The organism is Nocardioides sp. P4_G10, assembly GCF_056401175.1.
In genome coordinates this window covers 70,660-90,677 of sequence record NZ_JBFUJV010000008.1, presented here as the reverse complement: position 1 = coordinate 90,677, position 20,018 = coordinate 70,660, and the positions used below count along the sequence as shown (strand labels likewise).

The following is a 20,018-nucleotide window of genomic DNA, read 5'->3' as shown; positions in this document are numbered from 1 at the left end:
CCCTTTCTAGGAGCTCAGGCCCGGGACGGTCGAGACGAGCAGGTCGATGAGCTTGATGCCGACGAACGGCACGACGAGGCCGCCGAGGCCGAAGACGAGGATGTTGCGGCGCAGCACCGACGTCGCCGACGCCGCGCGGAACCGCACGCCGCGCAGGGCCAGCGGGATGAGGGCCACGATCACCAGGGCGTTGAAGACGACCGCCGAGAGGATCGCGGACTGCGGCGAGGACAGCCCCATCACGTTGAGCCGGTCCAGCGAAGGGTAGGCCGCGACGAACATCGCCGGGATGATCGCGAAGTACTTCGCGACGTCGTTGGCGATGGAGAAGGTCGTCAGGGCGCCGCGGGTGATGAGCAGCTGCTTGCCGATCTCGACGACGTCGATGAGCTTCGTCGGGTCGGAGTCGAGGTCGACCATGTTGCCGGCCTCCTTGGCGGCGGCCGTGCCGCTGTTCATCGCGACGCCGACGTCGGCGGCGGCCAGTGCCGGCGCGTCGTTGGTGCCGTCGCCGGTCATCGCGACGAGCCGGCCGCCCTCCTGCTCCCGCCGGATGTAGGCCATCTTGTCCTCGGGCGTGGCCTCGGCGAGGAAGTCGTCGACCCCCGCCTCCGCGGCGATGGCCTCGGCGGTGAGGGCGTTGTCGCCGGTGATCATCACCGTGCGGATGCCCATCGACCGCAGCTCGGCGAACCGCTCGGCCATGCCCTCCTTGACGACGTCCTTGAGGTGGACGACGCCGAGCACGCTGCCGCAGCCCGCGTAGTCCTTGCGGCCGATGACGAGCGGCGTACCTCCGTCGCGGGCGATCGCGTCGACGGTGTCGCGCACCTCCGGCGGCTGCTCGATGCCCAGCCAGGCGCCGATCGCCGAGCCCGCGCCCTTGCGGACCCGGGTGCCGTCGGCGAGGTCGACGCCCGACATCCGGGTCTGGGCGGTGAACTCCACGAAGGTCGCCCCTCTGGGCAGGTCGTGGTCGTCAGCGCCCCGCTGGAGGGCCAGCGCCACGATGGAGCGACCCTCCGGCGTCTGGTCAGCGAGGCTGGACAGACGGGCGTTGTCTCGCAGCAGGTCCTGCCCGACGCCCGGCGCCGCGACGAACCGGCTGGCCTGCCGGTTGCCGTACGTGATGGTGCCGGTCTTGTCGAGCAGCAGCGTGCTGACGTCCCCGGCCGCCTCGACCGCGCGGCCCGACATGGCGAGCACGTTGACGCGGACCAACCGGTCCATGCCGGCGATGCCGATCGCCGACAGCAGGGCGCCGATCGTGGTGGGGATCAGGCAGACGAGCAGCGCGACCAGGACGACGAGGTCCTGCGGCGCGCCGGCGTAGGTCGCCATCGGGGCGAGGGTCGCGACGGCGGCGAGGAAGACCAGGGTGAGGCTGGCGAGCAGGATCGACAGGGCGATCTCGTTGGGGGTCTTGCGCCGTGAGGTGCCCTCGACGAGCCCGATCATCTTGTCGAGGAAGGTGTCGCCCGCCGCGGCGGTGATGCGTACGACGATGCGGTCGGACAGCACGCGCGTGCCCCCGGTGACGGCGCTGCGGTCGCCGCCGGCCTCGCGGATCACCGGCGCGGACTCGCCCGTGATCGCCGACTCGTCGACCGAGGCGATGCCCTCGACCACGTCGCCGTCGCCGGGGACGACCTCGCCGGCCTCGACGACCACGAGGTCGCCGACGCGGAGCCGGGTGGCCGGCACCGGGGTCTCGCCGTCGCCGGTCATGAGGCGGGCGACGGTGTCGGTGCGGGTGGCCCGCAACGAGGCGGCCTGGGCCTTGCCGCGGCCCTCGGCGACGGCCTCGGCGAGGTTGCCGAAGAGCACGGTCAGCCACAGCCAGACGGCGATCGAGGCGGTGAAGACGCTCGGATCGGCGACCGCGGCCGCCGTCGTCGCGACCGAGCCGAGGAGCACCAGGAACATCACCGGCGAGCGCCACAGGTGACGCGGGTCGAGCTTGCGGAGGGCCTGGGGCAGCTGCTGCCCGGCCTGGGTGAGGAGCGCGTGTCCTGCGGGGTCCCCGCGGCGCTGTTCGTCGGAGCGCAGCGGAGGAGAAGAACGTCGTGGGGTGTTCATGCGAGTGCCTCTGCGATCGGTCCGAGGGCGAGCGCCGGGAAGTAGGTGAGGCCGGTCATCACCACGATGACGCCGACGAGCATCCCGACGAACAGGGGTGTGTGGGTGGGCAGCGTGCCCGCGGTGACGGGCACCGTTCCCTGACGGGCCAGCGACCCGGCGAGCAGCAGGACCAGCACGATGGGCAGCAGGCGGCCGAGCAGCATCGCCAGGGCGAGCGTGACCTGGAAGAAGTCCGAGGTCACCGTGAGGCCGCCGAAGGCGCTGCCGTTGTTGTTGGCCGCGGAGGTGTAGGCGTAGAGCACCTCGCTGAAGCCGTGGCCCCCGGCGTTGCCCATCGCGTCGGCGGTCTCGCCGCGGCCGATGGCGACGCCGGTGCCGACGAGGACGAGGGCCGGGGTGGTCAGCGTGTAGAGGGCGACGTAGGTCATCTGCCGGGCGCTGATCTTCTTGCCGAGCAGCTCCGGCGTGCGGCCGACCATGAGGCCGGCGACGAACACGGCCAGGATCGCCATCACCAGGATCCCGTAGATGCCGGCTCCGACGCCGCCCGGCACGATCTCGCCGAGCATCATGTTGACCAGCACCGTGCCGCCGCCGGCCGGGGTGAGGGAGTCGTGGGACGCGTTGACCGCACCCGTCGACGTACCCGTCGTGGCCACGGCGAAGAGGGCCGAGGCCCACTCGCCGAAGCGGGTCTCCTTGCCCTCCATCGCGGCGCCGGCCGCCTGCGCCGCGGCCGAGTGGGCGCCGACCTCGGCCCAGGTCGTGACGGCCAGCGCCACCGACCAGAGCACGCCCATCACGCCGAGGACCGCCAGGCCCTGCCGGCGGTTGCCGAGCATCGTGCCGAGGGTGCGGGTCAGCGCGACCGGGAGCAGCAGGATGAGGAAGACCTCGAAGAAGCTGGTGAGCCCGGTCGGGTTCTCGAAGGGGTGGGCGGAGTTGGCGTTGAAGAAGCCGCCGCCGTTGTTGCCGAGCTCCTTGATCGCCTCCTGGCTGGCCACCGGTCCGCCGGTGAGGACCTGCGAGTGGCCCGCCAGGGTGGTCATCGTGGAGTCGGCGAAGCTCTGCACCACCCCACCGGCGACCAGCAGGACCGCCGCGACGAACGACAGCGGCAGCAGGACCCGGATCGTGCCCCGGGTCAGGTCCACCCAGAAGTTGCCCAGCGTGGCGCTGCGCGAGCGGACGAACCCCCGGATCAGAGCCACGGCGACGGCCATCCCGACCGCGGCGGAGAGGAAGTTCTGCACGGCGAGGCCGGCCATCTGGGTGGTGAAACCGAGCGTCGACTCGCCCGCGTAGGACTGCCAGTTGGTGTTGGTGACGAAGGAGACGGCCGTGTTGAACGACATCCAGAACGGCACGCCCGGCAGCCCCCGATCCATCGGCAGCGCGGCCTGGCCGAGCTGGACAGCCATCAGCACCACGACCCCCACGAGGCTGAAGCCGACCACGCTGGTGGCGTAGGACCGGGCGCCCTGCTCGGCGTCGGGGTCGACACCGGTGAGGCGGTAGACGGCGCGCTCGACGCGGAGGTGGTGGGTGCTGGTCCACACGCGCGCCATGAAGTCGCCCACCGGGACGTAGGCCGCGGCGAGGAGTGCGACCAGGGCCGCGATGGTCAGGAGGCCGGAGGCGGTGTCGCTCACTCGAAGCGCTCCGGGAAGATCAGGGCCGCGAGGACGTAGAGCGCGATGACGACCACCGCGACCACGAGCAGGCTGCTGGGGAAGGACATGCCTCCAGCCTCAGCCCGTGCCGGGCTCCCCGGGCCGGTCTTGACGCCGTCTTAGCGGCCCTTGACGCCCACTTGTCGCGCCCTCGCTGACCCGTCAGGGGCGGGCGTGCTCGATCGCCTCCTCCTCCTCGGGCGAGAGCTGCTGCTCGCACGACCAGGAGGAGATGGACTTGGCGTAGGTGCGGGCCTCGCTCCGGCCGTGGATCGACGTCAGGACGACCCCGTGACCCGCGTCGTCGAGCACCGCCAGGCTCCAGCTCAGGTGCCCGCCGACGTCGCCGAACGCGTCGTAGCGAACGACCGAGAGGTGCCTCAGCGCGTCGGCGCTCTCCGCCTTGAGGGCCGCGACCTCCTGCCGCAGGCCGTGCACGTCCTCGGGCAGCGCGTCGACCCCCTCGCCGCCCGTGCGTGTCGTCGTACGACGGAGGGCGAGCGCGGCGAGCGCGCAGGCGACGGCAGCAAGGACGACAGCGACCACATCGAGCATGGGCTGACCCTATGTTCGGCGACTGGTCACGGCCCGGCGGACACGGCCGGAGGTGACACACTCGCCGACGTGACTCGACGCATCGCCTACCAGGGAGAGCCCGGAGCCAACTCCCACCTGGTGTGCCAGCAGGCCTACCCCGACTGGGAGCCGCTGCCGTGCGCGTCGTTCGAGGACGCCTTCGCGGCCGTCGAGGGCGGCGAGGCCGACCTGGCGATGATCCCGATCGACAACTCGATCGCCGGGCGGGTGGCCGACATCCACCACTTCCTGCCGACCTCCGACCTGCACATCGTGGGCGAGCGGTTCCTGCGCATCCAGTTCTCCCTCATGGCGCTGCCGGAGGCGAGCCTCGACTCGCTGCGCACCGTGCACAGCCACGTCCACGCCCTCGGCCAGTGCCGCGGCGTGATCCGCGAGCTCGGCCTGACGCCCGTCGTGGCGGGCGACACCGCGGGGGCCGCCCGCGAGGTCGCGGAGTCCGGCGACCCGACCCAGGCGGCGATCGCCCCGCCGCTGGCCGCCGGGATCTACGGCCTGCAGGTGCTGCGCGAGGAGATCGAGGACGAGGACCACAACACCACCCGCTTCGTGGTGCTGTCCCGCGACTTCGAGCAGGCGCCTGCGGGCAACGGTCCGGTCGTGACGACGTTCATCTTCAACGTGCGCAACCTCCCCGCCGCGCTCTACAAGGCGCTCGGCGGCTTCGCGACCAACGGCGTCAACATGACCAAACTGGAGAGCTACATGGTCGGCGGGCACTTCACCGCCACCCAGTTCCTCGCCGAGGTCGACGGCCACCCCGACGACCCGGGCGTGCGCAACGCGCTGGAGGAGCTGGCGTTCTTCACCACCGAGGTGAAGGTCCTCGGCGTCTACCCCGCCGACGCCTTCCGGGCCGACTGAGAGCTCGCGGCGGCTGACTGCGACACTCAGCCGGTGATCGATCCCCTCGTGGTGGCCCTCGCCTTCGGCGCCATCTTCGTCGTCGAGCTCCCCGACAAGACCTTCATCGCCACCCTGGTGATGTCGACGAAGATGCGGCCGCTCTTCGTCTGGATCGGCGTCGGGCTGGCCTTCATGGTCCAGACGGCCGTGGCGGTCGGCATCGGCAAGGCCGCGTCGTTCCTGCCCGAGCAGCTGATCCACACGGTCGCCGCCGTGATGTTCGTGATCGGCGCGATCATCCTCTTCCGCGCCGCGCGCACCGCCGACGCCGACGAGGCCGCCCAGGAGGACGAGTTCGCCGCCAAGTCCGACTCCGCCGCCCACGGCCTCAAGGTCGTGGTGACCTCCTTCCTGGTCCTCTTCGCCGCCGAGTGGGGCGACCTGTCGCAGCTGCTGACCATCTCCCTGGTCGCCAAGTACGACGACCCGGTGTCGGTGTTCCTCGGCGCCTGGGGCGCGCTGCTCGCCRTCTCCGGCCTGGCCGTCATCGTCGGCCGGCTGCTCCTCCAGCGGATCAGGCTCTCGGTCCTGCACTACGTGGGTGCGGCCGTGTGCGTCTTCATGGCAGCCTTGACCGTGTGGGAGATGACGCGCTGAGCGGCCCTCTGGTCGCGGCTGTCCGGGACCGATTCGTCGCCGTCAACGGTGACCACCCGATGACCGCCGAGGACGACGCCTACGTCCGCGAGCACTTCGTCGAGGCCACGCCCGCAGCGCTGGAGCAGATGCTGGCCGGCCGCCTGCCGCTGCCGTCGTACGTCCTCTCCGACGGCACACCGATGGTGCCCGCCGCACACGGCGAGCTCGCGGAGGTCGCCGGCGGGATCGACCGGCTGCGGAGGTGGTTCGTCGCGTTCTGGGAGGGCGAGCCCGACGTCGGCGAGCAGGAGTGGGCGGCGTACCTGTCCGGGCAGTACGTCTGCCTCGAGGAGGTCTCGCCGGTGCGGATCCGGCAGAAGACCGAGCGCGTCGCCGAGGCGTCGGAGGCGATCGAGATCCTGCGCGACGACCCGCACGACCCGATCGGGCGCGGCCTGCTCGGCCAGGCCGTCGACGGCGTGCTGGCCGTGCCGGGCCTCGACTCCCTCCTGCTGCCGATGACGGCGTACGACCGGCTGCGGTTCGGTGGCCCCACGTCGCGCGAACGGTGGGTCGACGCCCCCCGTGCCGAGTACCTGACGCCGGTCCCGCCCGTCTGGCCGCTGCGCACGGAACGGCTGGTGCTGCGCCCCTTCGAGCCGCGCGACGGCGACGCCTTCATCGACGCGTGGGCCGACGAGAGCTACGCCAGCCTCCTGCTCACCCGCACGATGAACGAGTCCGAGGTGCGCGAGATGGTGCGCCGCCGCACCCAGCCGGGCGACGGGCACTTCGTCGGGCTGGTCGTCGAGCACGACGGCGAGGTCGTCGGCGACTCGATCCTCATCCTCCAGGGCACCGGCCTCAGCGAGGGCGAGATCGGCTGGACGATCCTCCCCCAGCATGCCGGTCGCGGCTACGCCACCGAGGCGGCGCGGGCCGTGCTCCACCTCGGCTTCGAGCACTACGGCCTGCGCCGCATCGTCGCCAACCTCGACGCCCGCAACGACCGCTCCGCCGCCCTCTGCGAGCGCCTCGGCATGCGCCGCGAGACCCATCGGCTCGGGGACTTCTGGTCCAAGGGCCGGTGGACCGACTCCTACGAGTACGCCCTCCTCCGCGAGGAGTGGCGCGGGCAGTCCTGACCGGCCTGCGGCCGCTGCTTCCGCGTACGTCGGAGCCTCGGGCGAGCGCTAGAGTCCCGCCTATGGTCACCACCCCGCACGGAGCCGACAGCGAGGTCGGCCGCCTGGCCACCGTCATGCTCCACCGCCCCGGCAACGAGCTGAAGCGGCTCACGCCCCGCAACAACGACCGCCTGCTCTTCGACGGCATCCCGTGGGTCAGCCGGGCGCAGGAGGAGCACGACGCGTTCGCGGAGACGCTGCGCACCCGTGGCGTGGAGGTGCTCTACCTGACCGAGCTGCTCACCGAGACGCTCGAGAGCGAGATGGCCCGCAACCACGCGATCACGAGCGCGCTGTCGGGGCTGCACCTCGGTGACACCATGCGGCGCTACCTCGCGCAGGCGCTGCGCGACCTCTCGCCGGCCGAGCTGACCGACGTGCTGACCGCGGGCATCCGCAACGACGAGGTCAAGGGCGGGCACGGCCTGGTCACCAGCCTGCTCGACCCGCACGACTTCCTCATCGACCCGCTGCCCAACCTGCTCTTCACCCGCGACTCCAGCGTGTGGGTGCGCGACCGCGTGGCCGTCACCAGCCTCGCGATGCCGGCGCGCAAGCGCGAGACCCAGCTGACCGAGCTGATCTACACCGAGCACCCGCGCTTCGCCGGCACCCGCAAGATCCACGGCTGGCACAACGAGCACGTCGAGGGCGGCGACGTCCTGCTCCTGGCGCCGGGCGTGATCGCCGTCGGCGTCGGGGAGCGTACGACGCCCGCCGGCGTCGAGCGGCTCGCCCGCCAGGTCTTCCACGCCGACCTCGCCCACACGGTGCTCGCGGTGCCGATCGCCCAGGAGCGGGCGACGATGCACCTCGACACCGTCTGCACGATGGTCGACGTCGACAAGGTCGTGATGTACCCCAACGTCGCCGACAACCTCCGCGCCGTGACGGTGACGCTCGACGACCCGGGCTCGGGCGAGTCAGACCTCACCCTGAGCGTCAGCGACTCCGAGCCCTTCCTCGTCGCTGCGGCCAAGGCGATGCAGATCGACACCCTCCACCAGATCGACACCGGCCTCGACCCGGTCACCGCCGAGCGCGAGCAGTGGGACGACGGCAACAACACCCTGGCCCTGGCGCCGCGGGTGGCGGTCGCCTACGAGCGCAACGACGAGACCAACGACCGGCTCGAGGACGCCGGCATCGAGGTCGTCCGGATCGCCGGCTCGGAGCTCGGGTCGGGTCGCGGTGGCCCGCGCTGCATGAGCTGCCCGGTCTCGCGCGAGCCGCTGCACGAGGACTGACCCGGGCCGGGGTGTGCGCTCGGTGCACACCCGTTGACCCGATCGTCCGCGGAGGCATCACGTTCACGCCCGTGGATCGTTGAGGGGGCATGACCGAATCGATCCTGGACGCCCTCGACCCCGCCGACGCCCGGCGGGTGCTCGCAGCGGGTCGCGCGCTGACGCTCCCGCAGGGCTGGTCGCCCATCGCCGAGAGCACCCCCGCCGACAAGGCGTACCTCATCACCGAGGGCGAGGTGTCGGTCCGCAAGGGCGGCGTCGAGATCGCCATCCTCGGCCCCGGGTCCGTCGTGGGTGAGGGTGCGATCGTCAACCGCACCCTCCGGTCGGCCAGCGTCGTCGCGCTGACGCCGCTCAAGGTCGTCCACTTCACCCGCGACACGATCGAGGACCTCGTCGAGCAGGTCCCGTCCTTCGGCACCGCGCTCCGCGCCGCCGCGGCGGGGCGCCTCGAGGGAGGCTGACCGGGTGGGCGAAGCCGATCCAGACGCCGGGCCCGACACCGGACGCGCGCTGGGCGCGTTCCTGCTCGGCGAGGAGCCGGGCCTCACCCGCGTCGAGGTGGCCGAGCGCGCCGGTGTGCCGCTCGACCTCGCGATCACGCTCTGGCACCAGCTCGGCTTCCCGCACCGGGCCGACGACGACGTCGCGTTCGTCGAGGCTGACGTGGAGGCGCTGCGGCTGTCGGCCGAGCTCGTCCGGATCGGGATCCTGCCGCCGGACTCGCAGGCCGCGCTCGTCCGCACCTGGGGTCGCAGCTACGCCCGGCTCGCCGAGTGGCAGACCAGCCTGCTCGCCGGGCTGGTCGCCGACGGCGGCGACCCGGCCGACCCGGCAGGCGGACTGGCCGACCTCGCCGGCGACGTGCTCCCCCGCGTCGAGGCACTGCAGAGCTACGTCTGGCGCCGGCACCTCGCCAGCGCGGCGGAGCACCTGCTCGACGACGCCAGCACCCTGACCGCCACCGAGTCGCAGCTGTCGGTCTGCTTCGTCGACATCGTCGGCTACACCACCCAGAGCCGCAGCCTCGACGGCGCCGCGCTCGTGCAGTGGGTGGACGGCTTCGAGCAGGGGACCACCGCGGTCGTCGTCGACCACGGCGGGCAGGTCATCAAGACGATCGGCGACGAGGTCCTGTTCACCGTCGCCGACCCGGCCGCCGCCGTGGCGGTCGCGCTCGAGCTCGCCTCCCGGGGAGCCGACGAGGACGACCCCTTCCCGGCGGTGCGGGCCGGCATCGCCCACGGGGCCGTCGTACGACGCCTCGGCGACGTGTTCGGCTCGACGGTCAACGCCGCCTCCCGCCTGACGTCGGCCGCCCGGCCCGGCAGCGTGCTGGTCGACGCGGGCGTCCACGAGGCGCTCGACGGCAAGAACGGCAGCGAGGACATCGCGGAGGACGACGGCGAGGCGCCGTGGCGCTTCCGCCGCGCTCGCCGGATCACGGCCAAGGGGTTCACCCACCTCGAGGCCTGGCGCGTCCGGGCTCGCTCGGCGGACTGAGTCGCCCACCGGGTCGACGGCACCATCGTGGCCCTGTCGGACACCACCGGCCGGGACCACGTGCACCCGGCGCTGACCGGCACGCACCCCGTGCTCGTCGACGGGCGGCTGCGGAGCGATCGTCGCCTTCGTCCTGGCGACGTACGACATCCGGGCGTGGGTGGTCGCCGCCCTGCTCGCAGCGATCGTCTGGTGGGGCTCGGCGATCACCCGGCGCCTGAGCGGGGCCGGCCGACATGCGGCCTGGTGACCCCGGGAAATAGAAGCCCGGTCGTTGTTGACGGGGGAAACAACAACGACCGGGCAGAGGCGAATCTACTCCGCCCGGAAGGGCGGGCACAACCGTTGAATCCGTTGTGTTCGAGCCGTGGTCAGATGGTGGACCGGGACTTACCGGATCGTCACCTGACGGTTGGCGAGTCCTGCACGCGCAGACCGCTCGGCTGCGCTCAGCTCCCCGCCCTTCAGCGCCTCGTCCAGGTCCGCGGCGAACGTCGCGGCCGGCCCTTCCAGCACCTCGGCGCCGGTGCCGACCGGGAGGTCCCAGACGGGCGCGAGGAGACCGTGCGCGCGGAACATCCCGACGAACCGGGAGTCCTCGGCCACGGAATCCTGACCGGCGGCGTGCAGGCGGGCGAGCGCGTCGAGCAGCTCGTCCTCGGGGTGCGGCATCACCCAGCGCAGGTGCTCCTTGGTGCCGACGTTGGTCCAGTACGCCGCCTCGACCGACGTCAACCGGCTGGTCGGCATCACGCCGTCGTTGGCCTGCTCGAGCGCCGCCTCCATGGTCGCGTCACGATCGGGGATGTCGTCGATCCAGTACTCGAAGCCGTCGTGCACGGTGATGTCGAGGCTGGAGTCGCTGATCAGGTCCTGGATGCTGGGGCCGTCACCGGGCGCGGTCATCAGGCCGACGATGCCCGGCTCCTCGGTGGCCAGCGCGGCCTCGAGGACGGCGCCCAGGTCGCGGGCCGGGTTGCCGTAGGAGTGCTGGACCTGCAGGCCGAGCCAGATGTCGCCCGACTCGCGCACCATCGCCGGCGCGGCGCCGGGCAGCAGGGTGGCGAGGCGAACGGTCCGGTCGCCCTCCTTCAGCGTGAGGGGGGCCGTGGCGGCCGGGACCAGCTCGCGCAGCGCGATCACGTCGCACTCGCTCGGCATGCCCTCGAAGGGACGGGCGACGAAGGTGGGTGCTGCGCCGCCGGCCGCACCGTGGCAGGCCTTGTAGCGCTTGCCCGAGCCGCACGGACAGGGCTGGCGGGGGCCGACCTCGCCGGCGGCGGGTGCGGACTGGGTGCGGTTGCGGGACTTCTTGGCCATGGCCGAACCCTAGTTGTCCGCCCCTCGGGCCGCCGAGGGCGGCCAGCGAGGCATCAGCTCCCCAGCAGCTCCAGCATGTAGCCGGGCCGGTCGCTGATGACCGCGGTGACGCCGAGGTCGAGGCAGAGGTCGAGGTCCTCGGCGGTGTTGACCGTCCACACGTGGATCTCGCGCCCCTCCTTGACCAGGTGCCGCCCCAGCCCGGGGTGCTCGCGCAGCTCCTTGATCCCGGGGCCGATGACCCAGTCGTCACCGACGACCGGGCGCAGCACGGGCCAGTGGTGCGCCTTCTCGACCAGCATCACGACGTCGAGCTCCGGCGCGAGCCGGCGCACCCGGTTCACGGCGCTGAGCGAGAAGCTCATCACCCGCGCCGGCGACCCGGCCCGGTCCCACCCGAAGTCGCCGAGCACCTCGACGAGGCGCCGCTCGACCAGCCCGCCGTAGCGGGTGGGGTGCTTGGTCTCCACGGCCAGCTCGACGCGGCGGTCGTAGTCGGCCACCGTCTCCAGGAGCTTGCGCAGCGTGAGCACCTTCCCGGCCTCCGGGTCGCGGGCGGGGGCGTCGTCGTCGAGCTCGGCCCACGGGTTCTTCCACGAGGCGAAGTCGAGCTCGTCGAGCTCGGCGAGGTTCATCGTCGACACGATCCCGGGCGTGGCCGTCGTACGCCTCAGGTTGCGGTCGTGCATGCACACGAGGTGCCCGTCGGCGGTCAGCCGGACGTCGCACTCCAGTGCCTCGGCACCCTCGTCGAGCGCCTTCACGTAGGCGCCGAGCGTGTGCTCGGCGGTCTCGTGGCTGCTGCCACGGTGGGCCACGACCTGCGGTCGGTCCACGACCGGACGGTCGCGGCGGGCGCGCGGCGTACGTCGCATGGGCACACCTTGACATGCGCGGGGCGCGCGACACGGCACCCCAGGGGACGGAAAAACCTAGTGGACGTGGTCCCGCCAGTCGTCCGGCACCCGGTCGACGGGCCCCGGCACGGTCTGGTCGTCGGGCCGGCTCTGGGGGTCGGCCAGCCGGGGGCCGGACACGCCCACGGAGCGGCTGAAGTCCCAGAACCAGTCCTCGCCCGGCTCGAAGCTCTGCATCACCGGGTGACCGGTCGCCTCGTAGTGCGCGGTCGCGTGCTGGGAGGGGCTGGAGTCGCAGCACCCGATGTGCCCGCACTGGGCGCACCGGCGCAGGTGCACCCACCAGCCACCGGCGTTGTCGCACTCCTTGCACCCGGTGCCCGAGGGGCCTGCCTCTGGATCGATGCCTGCCGTCATGGCCCCAGCCTGCCGCGTCACCCCTCGCGGCGGAAGTCCCCCGCGAGGAAGCCGGGGAGCCAGTGCGCCTCCCAGGCCGGGATCTCCTGCCGCTCGATCACCGAGCGCGCCGGTGCCTGCGCGACGGTCCGGTAGCGACCGTCCGCCCGCTCGAGGTAGCGGTAGTTCACCAGCTCGCGGCGCAGGTAGGCGAAGTCGTCGTGCACCCCGAGCAGCACCTCGTTGACCTCGGGCTCGGAGTAGTCGCGGCCGGGCTCGAAGCGGCTGAGCACCTCGAGCAGCACGGCCGCGCGCACCTTGCGCTTGGCCGGCACCCGCTCGATGCGCCCGTCGGTGAAGAGCCGGCCGACGAGTCGCTCCTGCTCGGCACGGGCGGCGTCGTACGCCTCCTGCTCCAGCGCCGCACGCGCGGCTGTGTAGCCCTCGCCGGTCGCGGCCATGCGGGCGCGGACGACCTGCTTGAAGTCACTGTTCCTGGTCATGGCTCGATCACCTTCGACTGCGCTGCGCCCCCAGTACGCCGCTGCAGCGGGCGTCGACGAACCTGACTCGTGGCTGCCCGAGGATCTGCTCCCCTTCGCCGTGTGCGCGGACTGGGGCCGGCGCGTCGGGCTGGGCGGTGGACGGCGCCCTGTGCCCTGAGTCTCCCAGAGACTCACCGGCCACGGCAAAGCACTTTCCCCTCGCACCATCGCGGCCCCACACTGTGGCCATGCCGTCGTCGAACCAGTGGGCCGCCTTCCTCGTCGCCTCGATCCTGTTCATCCAGGTGCCGGGCCCGAGCCTCCTCTTCACCATCGGCCGCGCACTGACCGTCGGCCGGCGCGAGGCGCTGCTCTCGGTCGTCGGCAACGCCCTCGGGCTGGTGGCCCAGGTCGTCCTGGTCGCGGTCGGGCTCGGTGCCGTCGTGGCCGCGAGCGCGACGGCGTACACCGCGGTGAAAGTCCTCGGCGCGGCGTACGTCGTGTGGCTCGGCGTGCAGGCGATCCGGCACCGCAGCGACGCCCGGCTCTCGATGGCCGCCGAGGCGCCGGTCCGGCGCGGGCACCCCGTGCGGATCGGCTTCACCGTCGGGGCGACCAACCCGAAGACCATCGTGTTCTTCGTGGCCTTCCTGCCGCAGTTCACCGACCCGAGCGGGCCGGTGGCGCTGCAGACGATGCTGCTCGGCCTCGTCTTCGGGGTCCTGGCCGTCGTGTCCGACAGCACGTGGGCGATCGCCGCGGGGACGGCACGCACGTGGTTCGCGCGCCGTCCCACCCGGCTCGACACGCTCAGCGCCACCGGCGGCACGATGATGGTCGGCCTCGGCGCGACCATGCTCGCCGTCGAGTAGCCCTGGTGGTGAGGCCGGGTCGCGACGAGGTCAGCCCACGGACTCCAGCTCGCGCGCCTTCTGCCGGCGGCTGGCGGCCAGGCTCGTGGTGATCGTGACGGCCAGGATGCCGACGATCACGAACAGCGAGGCGAGGGTCGGCACGTCGGGGACCGACGGCCACACCAGGTGCGCCCAGTGCAGCACCAGCTTGAACCCGATGAAGCCCAGGATCGCGGCCAGGCCGTAGCTCAGGTGCACCAGGGCGCTGAGTGCGCCCTCGAGCACGAAGTAGAGCGCCCGGAGGCCGAGCAGGGCGAACGCGTTGGTGACGAAGACGAGGTAGGGGTCGCCGGTGATGCCGTAGACCGCCGGCACCGAGTCGACGGCGAACACGATGTCGGTGGCGAACACGGCGGCGGTCACGAGCGCGAAGGGCGTCAGCATCCGCACGCCCTTCTTGACCACGGTGAGCTTCGCGCCGTCGTACTCGTCGCTGACCGGCATGAAGCGGCGCAGCAGCTTGACGATGCGCATCTCGGCCACGTCGACGTCGTGCTCCTGGCCGCGGATCGCGTCACGCAGCAGCTTGACGCCAGTGAGCAGCAGAACCGCGCCGAAGATCAGGAACACCCAGTCGAAGCGGGACAGGGCGGCGGCGCCGAGGGCGATGAAGATGCCGCGCAGCACGAGCGCGCCGATGATGCCGTAGAGCAGCACCCGCTGCTTGAGCACCTCGGGCACCGCGAAGGCGGCGAGGAGCAGCATGAAGACGAACAGGTTGTCGACGCTCAACGTCTTCTCGACGAGGTAGCCGGTGTAGTACTCCAGCCCGCGGTCGCCGCCGTGGACGTTCCAGACGTAGAGGCCGAAGGCCAGCGGCAGCGCGACGTAGAACGCCGACCAGCCGATGGCCTCCTTCATCGAGACCTCGTGCGGACGGCGGGTGGCGATGAAGTCGACGACGAGCAGGGCGAGCACCACTCCGATGGTGACGAACCACAGGGTGGGGGACGCGATGGACGACATGGATCTCCTCAGGTGTGAATTCCTGAGGTCTCTCCCGCCGGCTCCGCGTGCTGGCGCCGGTCCCCGCCGGGGCGCCTGCTGAGGCGCCGTAGTGACCGACGGAGGTTGGTGGGGTACTCCCCTCGCGGCAGAGTTTAGTTGAACGGGCAAGCGGAGCCCGCATCGGTGTCCCGCACCCGTAGGGTCCCGGCATGGAGACCTTCGAGTACGACGTCGTGGTCATCGGTGCCGGCCCCGCCGGGGAGAACGCCGCGCAGTACGCCGTGGAGGGCACCGGCATGACGGCGGTCCTGATCGAGCGCGAGCTGCTCGGCGGCGAGTGCAGCTACTGGGCGTGCATCCCCAGCAAGGCGCTGCTGCGCCCGATCGCGGTCGCCGACGTGACCGCCGACCTCCCGGGCGTCTCGACGGCGCACGTCGCACCCAAGGCGCTGCTCGAGCGCCGCGACACGTGGGTCTCCCACTACGACGACTCCGGCCAGGCCGACTGGGCGAAGGGTGCAGGTCTCGCGGTGCTGCGCGGCGACGCCCGGATCACCGGTGAGCGGACGGTGCGCGTCTCCTCGGCCGACGGCGACGTCGTCGTCCGGGCGCGGCGGGCCGTGGTGATCGCCACCGGCAGCGCCGCGCACGTCCCCGAGGCGTACGCCGACGCGCTCCCGTGGGACTCGCGCGACGCCACCGGTGTCGTCGACGTGYCCGAGCGCCTGGTCGTCGTCGGCGGCGGAGTCGTGGCCTGCGAGGCGGCGACCTGGATGGCCGCGCTCGGATCGTCGGTGACCCTGGTCGTGCGCGGCCACCAGCTGCTGAGCCGGACCGAGCCCTTCGCCGGCGAGGCCGTGCTCGCCGGGCTGCGCGAGCGCGGCGTGACCGTCCTCCTCGGCACCTCCGTCGAGGACGTACGCCGCTCGGACCCCGATGCCACCGGCACCGGGCGCATCCACGGCGGCCCCGTCACACTGACCACCACCCACGGCGAGCTGGAGGCCGACGAGGTGCTGCTCGCCATCGGCCGGAGCCCGCGGCTCGACGACCTCGGCCTGTCGTCGGTCGACCTGACAGCCGACCACGTCACCGGGGGCCGGCTGCCCGAGTGGCTGTACGCCGTCGGCGACGCCACCGGCGGCCCGCCGCTCACCCACTGGGGCAAGCACCAGGCCCGGGTGGTCGGGGCCCGGATCGCGGCCCGCGCCGCGGGCGAGGTCGCGTGGGAGCCCGACCGCGAGGCGCCGGTGCCCCAGGTCGTCTTCGCCGAGCCCGAGGTCGCCAGCGTCGGGCTCACCGAGGCCCAGGCCCGCGACGAGGGTCACGAGGTGGTGGTGACCCGGGTCCCGACCAGCTCGGCCGCCGGCACCAGCCTGCTGCGCGACCACGTCGCCGGCGAGTCCCAGCTCGTCGTCGACGCCCACACCCGCCTGCTGCTCGGCGCCACCTTCGTCGGCCCCGGTGCCGGGGAGATGCTCCACGCGGCGACCGTGGCGATCACCGGCGGCGTGCCGGTGCACGTGCTGCGCCACGCCGTGCCGTCGTACCCCACCGCCTCGGAGCTCTGGCTCCGGCTCCTCGAGGAGCTGCCGCCGTCCTTCCGGACTCCCCCGCCCGCCTGACTGTTCGCGTCTTCAGCGATCCCCGGCTGACCGGCACTCCCTGAACTTGTCAGGCCTTGCACGGGCCGACAACCTCAGCGATCCCCGGTTGACCGGGGATCGCCGGCCAGCAGAGGAGCGCTCAGCCGCGCTCGCGGAGGTAGCGCCCGAAGTGGGGGACGGTGAAGGCGATCCGGCCCCGCTCCCCGGAGTAGACGAGGCCCTTCTTCAGCAGCGAGTCGCGGGCAGGGGAGAGCGACTGGGGCTTCTTGCCGAGGGACGCGGCCACGTCGGAGCTGGGGACGGAGTCCTCGTCGCCGCCGGCACCGGCCTGGCGCAGCGCGACGTCGGCCATCGCCATCAGGTAGTCGCGCTCCCCCGGCGTCGCGCGCTCGTAGCGTGAGCCGAAGAAGCCGACGGCGAGCTCGGACTCGGCCTCGGGCGCGGCGACAGCGACGTCGGCGGCGGTGATCGGCGAGCGGGGCGCGAGGTCCCACACGGCCTTGCCGTAGGCCTGGATGAAGTAGGGGTAGCCGCCGGTGGCGTCGTACATCGCGGCGAGTGCGTCGGCCTCGTACGCGGCGTCCTCGTCCGCGGCGGGCGCCTCGAGCGCGCGGTCGGCGGCCTCGCGGGAGAGCCGGTCGATGCGCTGGTAGCGGAAGAGCCGCTCGCTGTAGGACTTGCTCGCGCTCAGCACGGCGGGCAGGTGCGGGAGGCCGGCGCCGACGACGATGACGGGCAGGCCCGACTGGCTGAGCTCGTGGCAGGCGGCGCACAGCGCGGACACGTCGTCGGGGCCGAGGTCCTGCATCTCGTCGATGAAGATGCCGATGCCCTTGCCGACGTCGGCGGCGAGTCCGCCGAGGTCGGTGAAGAGCTCGACGAGGTCGATCTCGATGTCGCCGGAGTCGGCACGACCGCGAACGGCGGCGGCGTCGATGCCGGGGCTCCACTGGTCCTTGAGCCTGGCCCCCGCGCCGGAGTCGCGGTGCGCGAAGGACTTGATGACACCGAGGACGTGGTCGACCGAGTCCTCGTCGCGGTGCCCGAGCTCGCGCACCGCCTGGTGCAGCGCGCTGCTCAGCGGACGACGGAGCCCCTGGCCGGGTCGGGCCTCGAGCTTGCCGGTCCCCCAGCCCTTGCGCACGGCCGCACCCCGCAGCGCGTTGAGCAGGACGGTCTTGCCGACGCCACGCAGCCCGGTGAGCACGAGGCTGCGCTCGGGACGGCCGTTGGCGACCCGCTCCAGGACGACGCCGAACGCGGCGAGCTGCTCGTCGCGGCCGGCGAGCTCGGGCGGGCGCTGCCCGGCGCCGGGGGCATAGGGGTTCCGGATCGGGTCCACGATCAGACCCTATTCAGCAATCTAGGTCGCGCCCTAGATTGCCGGATAGTCGGCGAGTCAGCCCGCTTCGCTCGGCCGGTCGAGCCGCTCGACGCGCTCGCGGGCGGCGTCGTAGGCCTCGTCGAGCCCACGCCGCAGCAGTGCGATGAGGTCGGGCACCTCGTCGGCACCGAGCCGGAAGGTGCCGGCGCAGACGTTGTCGCGCCACAGCGACAGCACCACCAGCTGCTGGTCGTGGTGCCAGGTCACGCGCAGCGACCGGTCCTCACCGCGGGGGTCGAGGAAGACCGCTCCGGTGCGAGGAAGGTGCTGACGGGCCATGTCCCATTGTGACCCGCCCCACAAGTTCCTGCCTAGACTCTGATCCGTGCCCGAGCTGCCCGAGGTCGAAGCCCTCGCCCAGGACCTTCGCGGTCGCCTCGTGGGTCGGGCGATCAGCCGTATCGACCTGGCCGCCTTCAGCGCGCTCAAGACCTTCGACCCGCCGCTTCACGCCCTCCACGGGACGCTCGTCGACGACGTCACCCGGCACGGCAAGTTCCTGGACATCGACGCGAGCGGGGTGCACCTCGTCATCCACCTCGCCCGGGCCGGTTGGATCCGGTGGCGGGACGAGGTGCCGGCGCTGCCGGCCAAGCCCAGCACCAAGAACCCCCTCGCCGCCCGCATCGTCATCGACGACCCCGACCTCGAGACCCGACCCGGCCTCGACGTCACCGAGGCCGGCACCCGCAAGGGCCTCGCGATCTACGTCGTCCGCGACCCGCAGGAGGTCGAGGGCATCGCCCGGCTCGGCCCCGACCCGCTCTCCGACGACTTCACGCGCGAGGTGCTCCAGCAGATCCTCGAGCGCGAGGGGCGCAAGCAGATCAAGGGCGTGCTGCGGATGCAGTCGATCGTCGCCGGCATCGGCAACGCCTACTCCGACGAGATCCTCCACGCCGCGCGGATGTCGCCGTTCAAGCCGTCCAACAGCCTCGACGAGGCCGACCTGCAGACGCTGTACGACGCCGTGCGCACGACGCTGGGCGACGCGGTCCAGCGCTCGAGCGGGCTCGCCGCCAGCGAGCTGAAGGGCGAGAAGAAGAGCAACCTCGCCGTGCACGGGCGCACCGGCCAGAAGTGCCCGGTGTGCGGCGACGTGGTGCGCGAGGTGTCGTTCGCGGACTCCAGCCTGCAGTACTGCGCGACGTGCCAGACGGGCGGGAAGCCCCTGGCCGACCGGCGGATGTCCAAGCTGCTGAAGTAGCTGCCGACCGAGCCGGACACGGCGGAGGCGCCGGCTGGGCTCACCCCCGTGACAGCCCGGCCAGCGCCTCGCCCGTCAAGCCTACCCTGACAACGCTGCTGATTTCACGCAGTGGCGCCCTTGTCGCCCGACGACCGGCGCGAGAACCGCTCCCAGGCCGCCTGGCGCGAGACGCCGAGCGCGCGCCCGATCTCCGCCCACGAGATGTTGCGGCTGCGGAGCAGGTCGACCCACTCGTGGGCGAACGCGGTGTTCTGCTCCGCAGACGCGAGGATCTGCGGCAGCGTCGCCAGCAGCTCGGCGTCGTCCATCCGCTCCCACGGGAACGGCCCGCGGACCGCCGCGTAGGTGGCCTCGTCGTGGAGGATGCCGTGGAAGTCGTCGACGCACCGCTCGCACACCTGGGCGCCCAGACCGCCGATCAGGCGCAGCTCGGTGCCCGGTCCTCCGGGTTCGCCACAGAAGGAGCAGATCCTGCCCTCGCGCGTGATCGCCATTGGCGCGTCCTCCCTCTGCAGCACCGCCCGCCATCGTACGTCGCCGACTGGCGCCGCGCCGGGGAGGCGCGGCGAACCGTCAGTTGGTCGACTCGGGGATCTCCGGCAGCTCCGGCATCTCCATGTCGTCCATCGGGTTGCCACAGGTGTCGGTGAGGTAGGTGCCGAAAGCCTCGGCCTGCTTCTTCTCCTCCGCCGACGCGTCGGCGCCGCCCTTCTCGAGGTCCTCGAGGTTGTCCATCGAGAAGTCCGAGGCGTCGATCTCCTTGGCCTGGTCGACGACCGACTCGAATCCCTTGCGCGCGTCGTCGGAGATGTCCTCGGGCGTGCCGACCTCCTCCATCCGCGACCCCCAGTCCTTGACCGCCTTGGCCATGTCCTGGTCGCTGGGCAGCTCGGCGGTGCTCAGGTCCTCGGGCATCAGGTCGGACATCAGGCTGTTGGCCGCATCGCAGAAGCCGTCCTTGCTCGCGTCGCTCGGCGCGCCGCCGCCTCCTCCGCAGGCCGAGGTGACGGTGCCGACCAGCAGCACGGCGCTGGTCAGGGTCAAGCGGGCACGGATGGTCATGGGATCCCCCTCTGGTGGGACGCGTCCCCCGTCGGGACCACGTCGCGATCGCGCCCACCCT

22 protein-coding genes are annotated in these 20,018 nt (G+C 72.2%); 9 read left to right on the top strand and 13 right to left on the bottom strand.

Going from position 1 to position 20,018, the window contains the following annotated elements; translation table 11 throughout:
• Positions 1-6 precede the first annotated feature (6 nt).
• The 4 genes from kdpB to AC1DP1_RS11000 all read right to left on the bottom strand — a co-directional run bounded on the left by kdpB (position 7) and on the right by AC1DP1_RS11000 (position 4,310).
• Positions 7-2,079, bottom strand: a complete 2,073-nt coding sequence (gene kdpB / locus AC1DP1_RS11015; RefSeq protein ID WP_477506890.1) for a potassium-transporting ATPase subunit KdpB — start codon at positions 2,077-2,079, stop codon at positions 7-9.
• Positions 2,076-3,734, bottom strand: coding sequence for a potassium-transporting ATPase subunit KdpA (gene kdpA, locus AC1DP1_RS11010; protein ID WP_477506889.1), 1,659 nt, complete (start codon positions 3,732-3,734; stop codon positions 2,076-2,078). Before kdpA ends, kdpB begins: the two co-directional genes overlap by 4 nt.
• A complete protein-coding gene (locus AC1DP1_RS11005; protein WP_477506888.1) occupies positions 3,731-3,823 on the bottom strand; it encodes a potassium-transporting ATPase subunit F in 93 nt (30 codons plus the stop codon). Before AC1DP1_RS11005 ends, kdpA begins: the two co-directional genes overlap by 4 nt.
• A gap of 94 nt (positions 3,824-3,917) precedes the next feature.
• Positions 3,918-4,310, bottom strand: a complete 393-nt coding sequence (locus AC1DP1_RS11000) for a DUF4446 family protein (RefSeq protein ID WP_299930552.1) — start codon at positions 4,308-4,310, stop codon at positions 3,918-3,920.
• A 69-nt stretch (positions 4,311-4,379) separates the two neighbouring features.
• Here AC1DP1_RS11000 and AC1DP1_RS10995 point away from each other — a divergent pair, with 69 nt between their 5' ends.
• The 6 genes from AC1DP1_RS10995 (at position 4,380) to AC1DP1_RS10970 (ending at position 9,774) form a co-directional block, all read left to right on the top strand.
• Positions 4,380-5,216, top strand: a complete 837-nt coding sequence (locus AC1DP1_RS10995; RefSeq protein WP_457186444.1) for a prephenate dehydratase — start codon at positions 4,380-4,382, stop codon at positions 5,214-5,216.
• Between the two features lie 33 nt (positions 5,217-5,249).
• On the top strand, positions 5,250-5,855 hold the full coding sequence (locus AC1DP1_RS10990; RefSeq protein WP_477506887.1) for a TMEM165/GDT1 family protein: 606 nt from the start codon (positions 5,250-5,252) through the stop codon (positions 5,853-5,855).
• Positions 5,837-6,982 carry a GNAT family N-acetyltransferase gene (locus AC1DP1_RS10985; protein ID WP_477506886.1) on the top strand — a complete coding sequence of 382 codons (1,146 nt, stop codon included), beginning with the start codon at positions 5,837-5,839 and terminating at the stop codon, positions 6,980-6,982. The genes AC1DP1_RS10990 and AC1DP1_RS10985 overlap by 19 nt, the downstream gene beginning before the upstream one ends.
• Before the next feature lie 62 nt (positions 6,983-7,044).
• Entirely contained in the window at positions 7,045-8,271 is a 1,227-nt protein-coding gene (locus AC1DP1_RS10980; RefSeq protein ID WP_477506885.1) for an arginine deiminase, read from the top strand.
• Between the two features lie 89 nt (positions 8,272-8,360).
• On the top strand, positions 8,361-8,735 hold the full coding sequence (locus tag AC1DP1_RS10975; RefSeq protein ID WP_457186436.1) for a cyclic nucleotide-binding domain-containing protein: 375 nt from the start codon (positions 8,361-8,363) through the stop codon (positions 8,733-8,735).
• A 4-nt stretch (positions 8,736-8,739) separates the two neighbouring features.
• Positions 8,740-9,774: an adenylate/guanylate cyclase domain-containing protein gene (locus AC1DP1_RS10970; protein ID WP_477506884.1), complete on the top strand. Its 1,035-nt coding sequence runs from the start codon at positions 8,740-8,742 to the stop codon at positions 9,772-9,774.
• A 390-nt stretch (positions 9,775-10,164) separates the two neighbouring features.
• Here AC1DP1_RS10970 and AC1DP1_RS10965 read toward each other — a convergent pair whose 3' ends face one another.
• The 4 genes from AC1DP1_RS10965 to AC1DP1_RS10950 all read right to left on the bottom strand — a co-directional run bounded on the left by AC1DP1_RS10965 (position 10,165) and on the right by AC1DP1_RS10950 (position 12,850).
• Positions 10,165-11,094 (bottom strand): DUF5926 family protein, encoded by a 930-nt coding sequence (locus AC1DP1_RS10965; RefSeq protein WP_457186430.1) that lies wholly within the window; start codon positions 11,092-11,094, stop codon positions 10,165-10,167.
• A 53-nt stretch (positions 11,095-11,147) separates the two neighbouring features.
• Positions 11,148-11,930, bottom strand: coding sequence for a glycerophosphodiester phosphodiesterase family protein (locus AC1DP1_RS10960; RefSeq protein ID WP_477506883.1), 783 nt, complete (start codon positions 11,928-11,930; stop codon positions 11,148-11,150).
• Positions 11,931-12,026: 96 nt separating this feature from the next.
• Positions 12,027-12,368, bottom strand: a complete 342-nt coding sequence (locus AC1DP1_RS10955; RefSeq protein ID WP_457186426.1) for a UBP-type zinc finger domain-containing protein — start codon at positions 12,366-12,368, stop codon at positions 12,027-12,029.
• 17 nt (positions 12,369-12,385) lie between these two features.
• Positions 12,386-12,850, bottom strand: a complete 465-nt coding sequence (locus AC1DP1_RS10950; RefSeq protein ID WP_477506882.1) for a DUF2087 domain-containing protein — start codon at positions 12,848-12,850, stop codon at positions 12,386-12,388.
• Positions 12,851-13,080: 230 nt separating this feature from the next.
• Here AC1DP1_RS10950 and AC1DP1_RS10945 point away from each other — a divergent pair, with 230 nt between their 5' ends.
• Positions 13,081-13,704 (top strand): LysE family translocator, encoded by a 624-nt coding sequence (locus tag AC1DP1_RS10945; RefSeq protein ID WP_477506881.1) that lies wholly within the window; start codon positions 13,081-13,083, stop codon positions 13,702-13,704.
• Between the two features lie 30 nt (positions 13,705-13,734).
• Here AC1DP1_RS10945 and AC1DP1_RS10940 read toward each other — a convergent pair whose 3' ends face one another.
• Positions 13,735-14,712: a TerC family protein gene (locus AC1DP1_RS10940; RefSeq protein ID WP_477506880.1), complete on the bottom strand. Its 978-nt coding sequence runs from the start codon at positions 14,710-14,712 to the stop codon at positions 13,735-13,737.
• A 191-nt stretch (positions 14,713-14,903) separates the two neighbouring features.
• On the opposite strand from AC1DP1_RS10940, the gene AC1DP1_RS10935 reads away from it, so the two are divergent.
• Entirely contained in the window at positions 14,904-16,319 is a 1,416-nt protein-coding gene (locus tag AC1DP1_RS10935) for a dihydrolipoyl dehydrogenase family protein (protein ID WP_477506879.1), read from the top strand.
• A 121-nt stretch (positions 16,320-16,440) separates the two neighbouring features.
• Here the strand turns inward: AC1DP1_RS10935 and AC1DP1_RS10930 are convergent, their stop codons facing one another.
• Complete coding sequence (locus AC1DP1_RS10930) at positions 16,441-17,643, bottom strand: ATP-binding protein (protein ID WP_477506878.1); 1,203 nt, start codon at positions 17,641-17,643, stop codon at positions 16,441-16,443.
• 57 nt (positions 17,644-17,700) lie between these two features.
• Complete coding sequence (locus AC1DP1_RS10925; protein WP_457186412.1) at positions 17,701-17,964, bottom strand: hypothetical protein; 264 nt, start codon at positions 17,962-17,964, stop codon at positions 17,701-17,703.
• 46 nt (positions 17,965-18,010) lie between these two features.
• Between AC1DP1_RS10925 and AC1DP1_RS10920 the strand changes: the two genes are divergently transcribed.
• Positions 18,011-18,892, top strand: a complete 882-nt coding sequence (locus tag AC1DP1_RS10920) for an Fpg/Nei family DNA glycosylase (protein ID WP_477506877.1) — start codon at positions 18,011-18,013, stop codon at positions 18,890-18,892.
• 104 nt (positions 18,893-18,996) lie between these two features.
• On the opposite strand, the gene AC1DP1_RS10915 is transcribed toward AC1DP1_RS10920, so the two are convergent.
• On the bottom strand, positions 18,997-19,389 hold the full coding sequence (locus AC1DP1_RS10915) for a ClpX C4-type zinc finger protein (RefSeq protein ID WP_300053908.1): 393 nt from the start codon (positions 19,387-19,389) through the stop codon (positions 18,997-18,999).
• A gap of 79 nt (positions 19,390-19,468) precedes the next feature.
• Positions 19,469-19,957, bottom strand: coding sequence for a hypothetical protein (locus AC1DP1_RS10910; protein ID WP_457186408.1), 489 nt, complete (start codon positions 19,955-19,957; stop codon positions 19,469-19,471).
• Positions 19,958-20,018 lie beyond the last annotated feature (61 nt).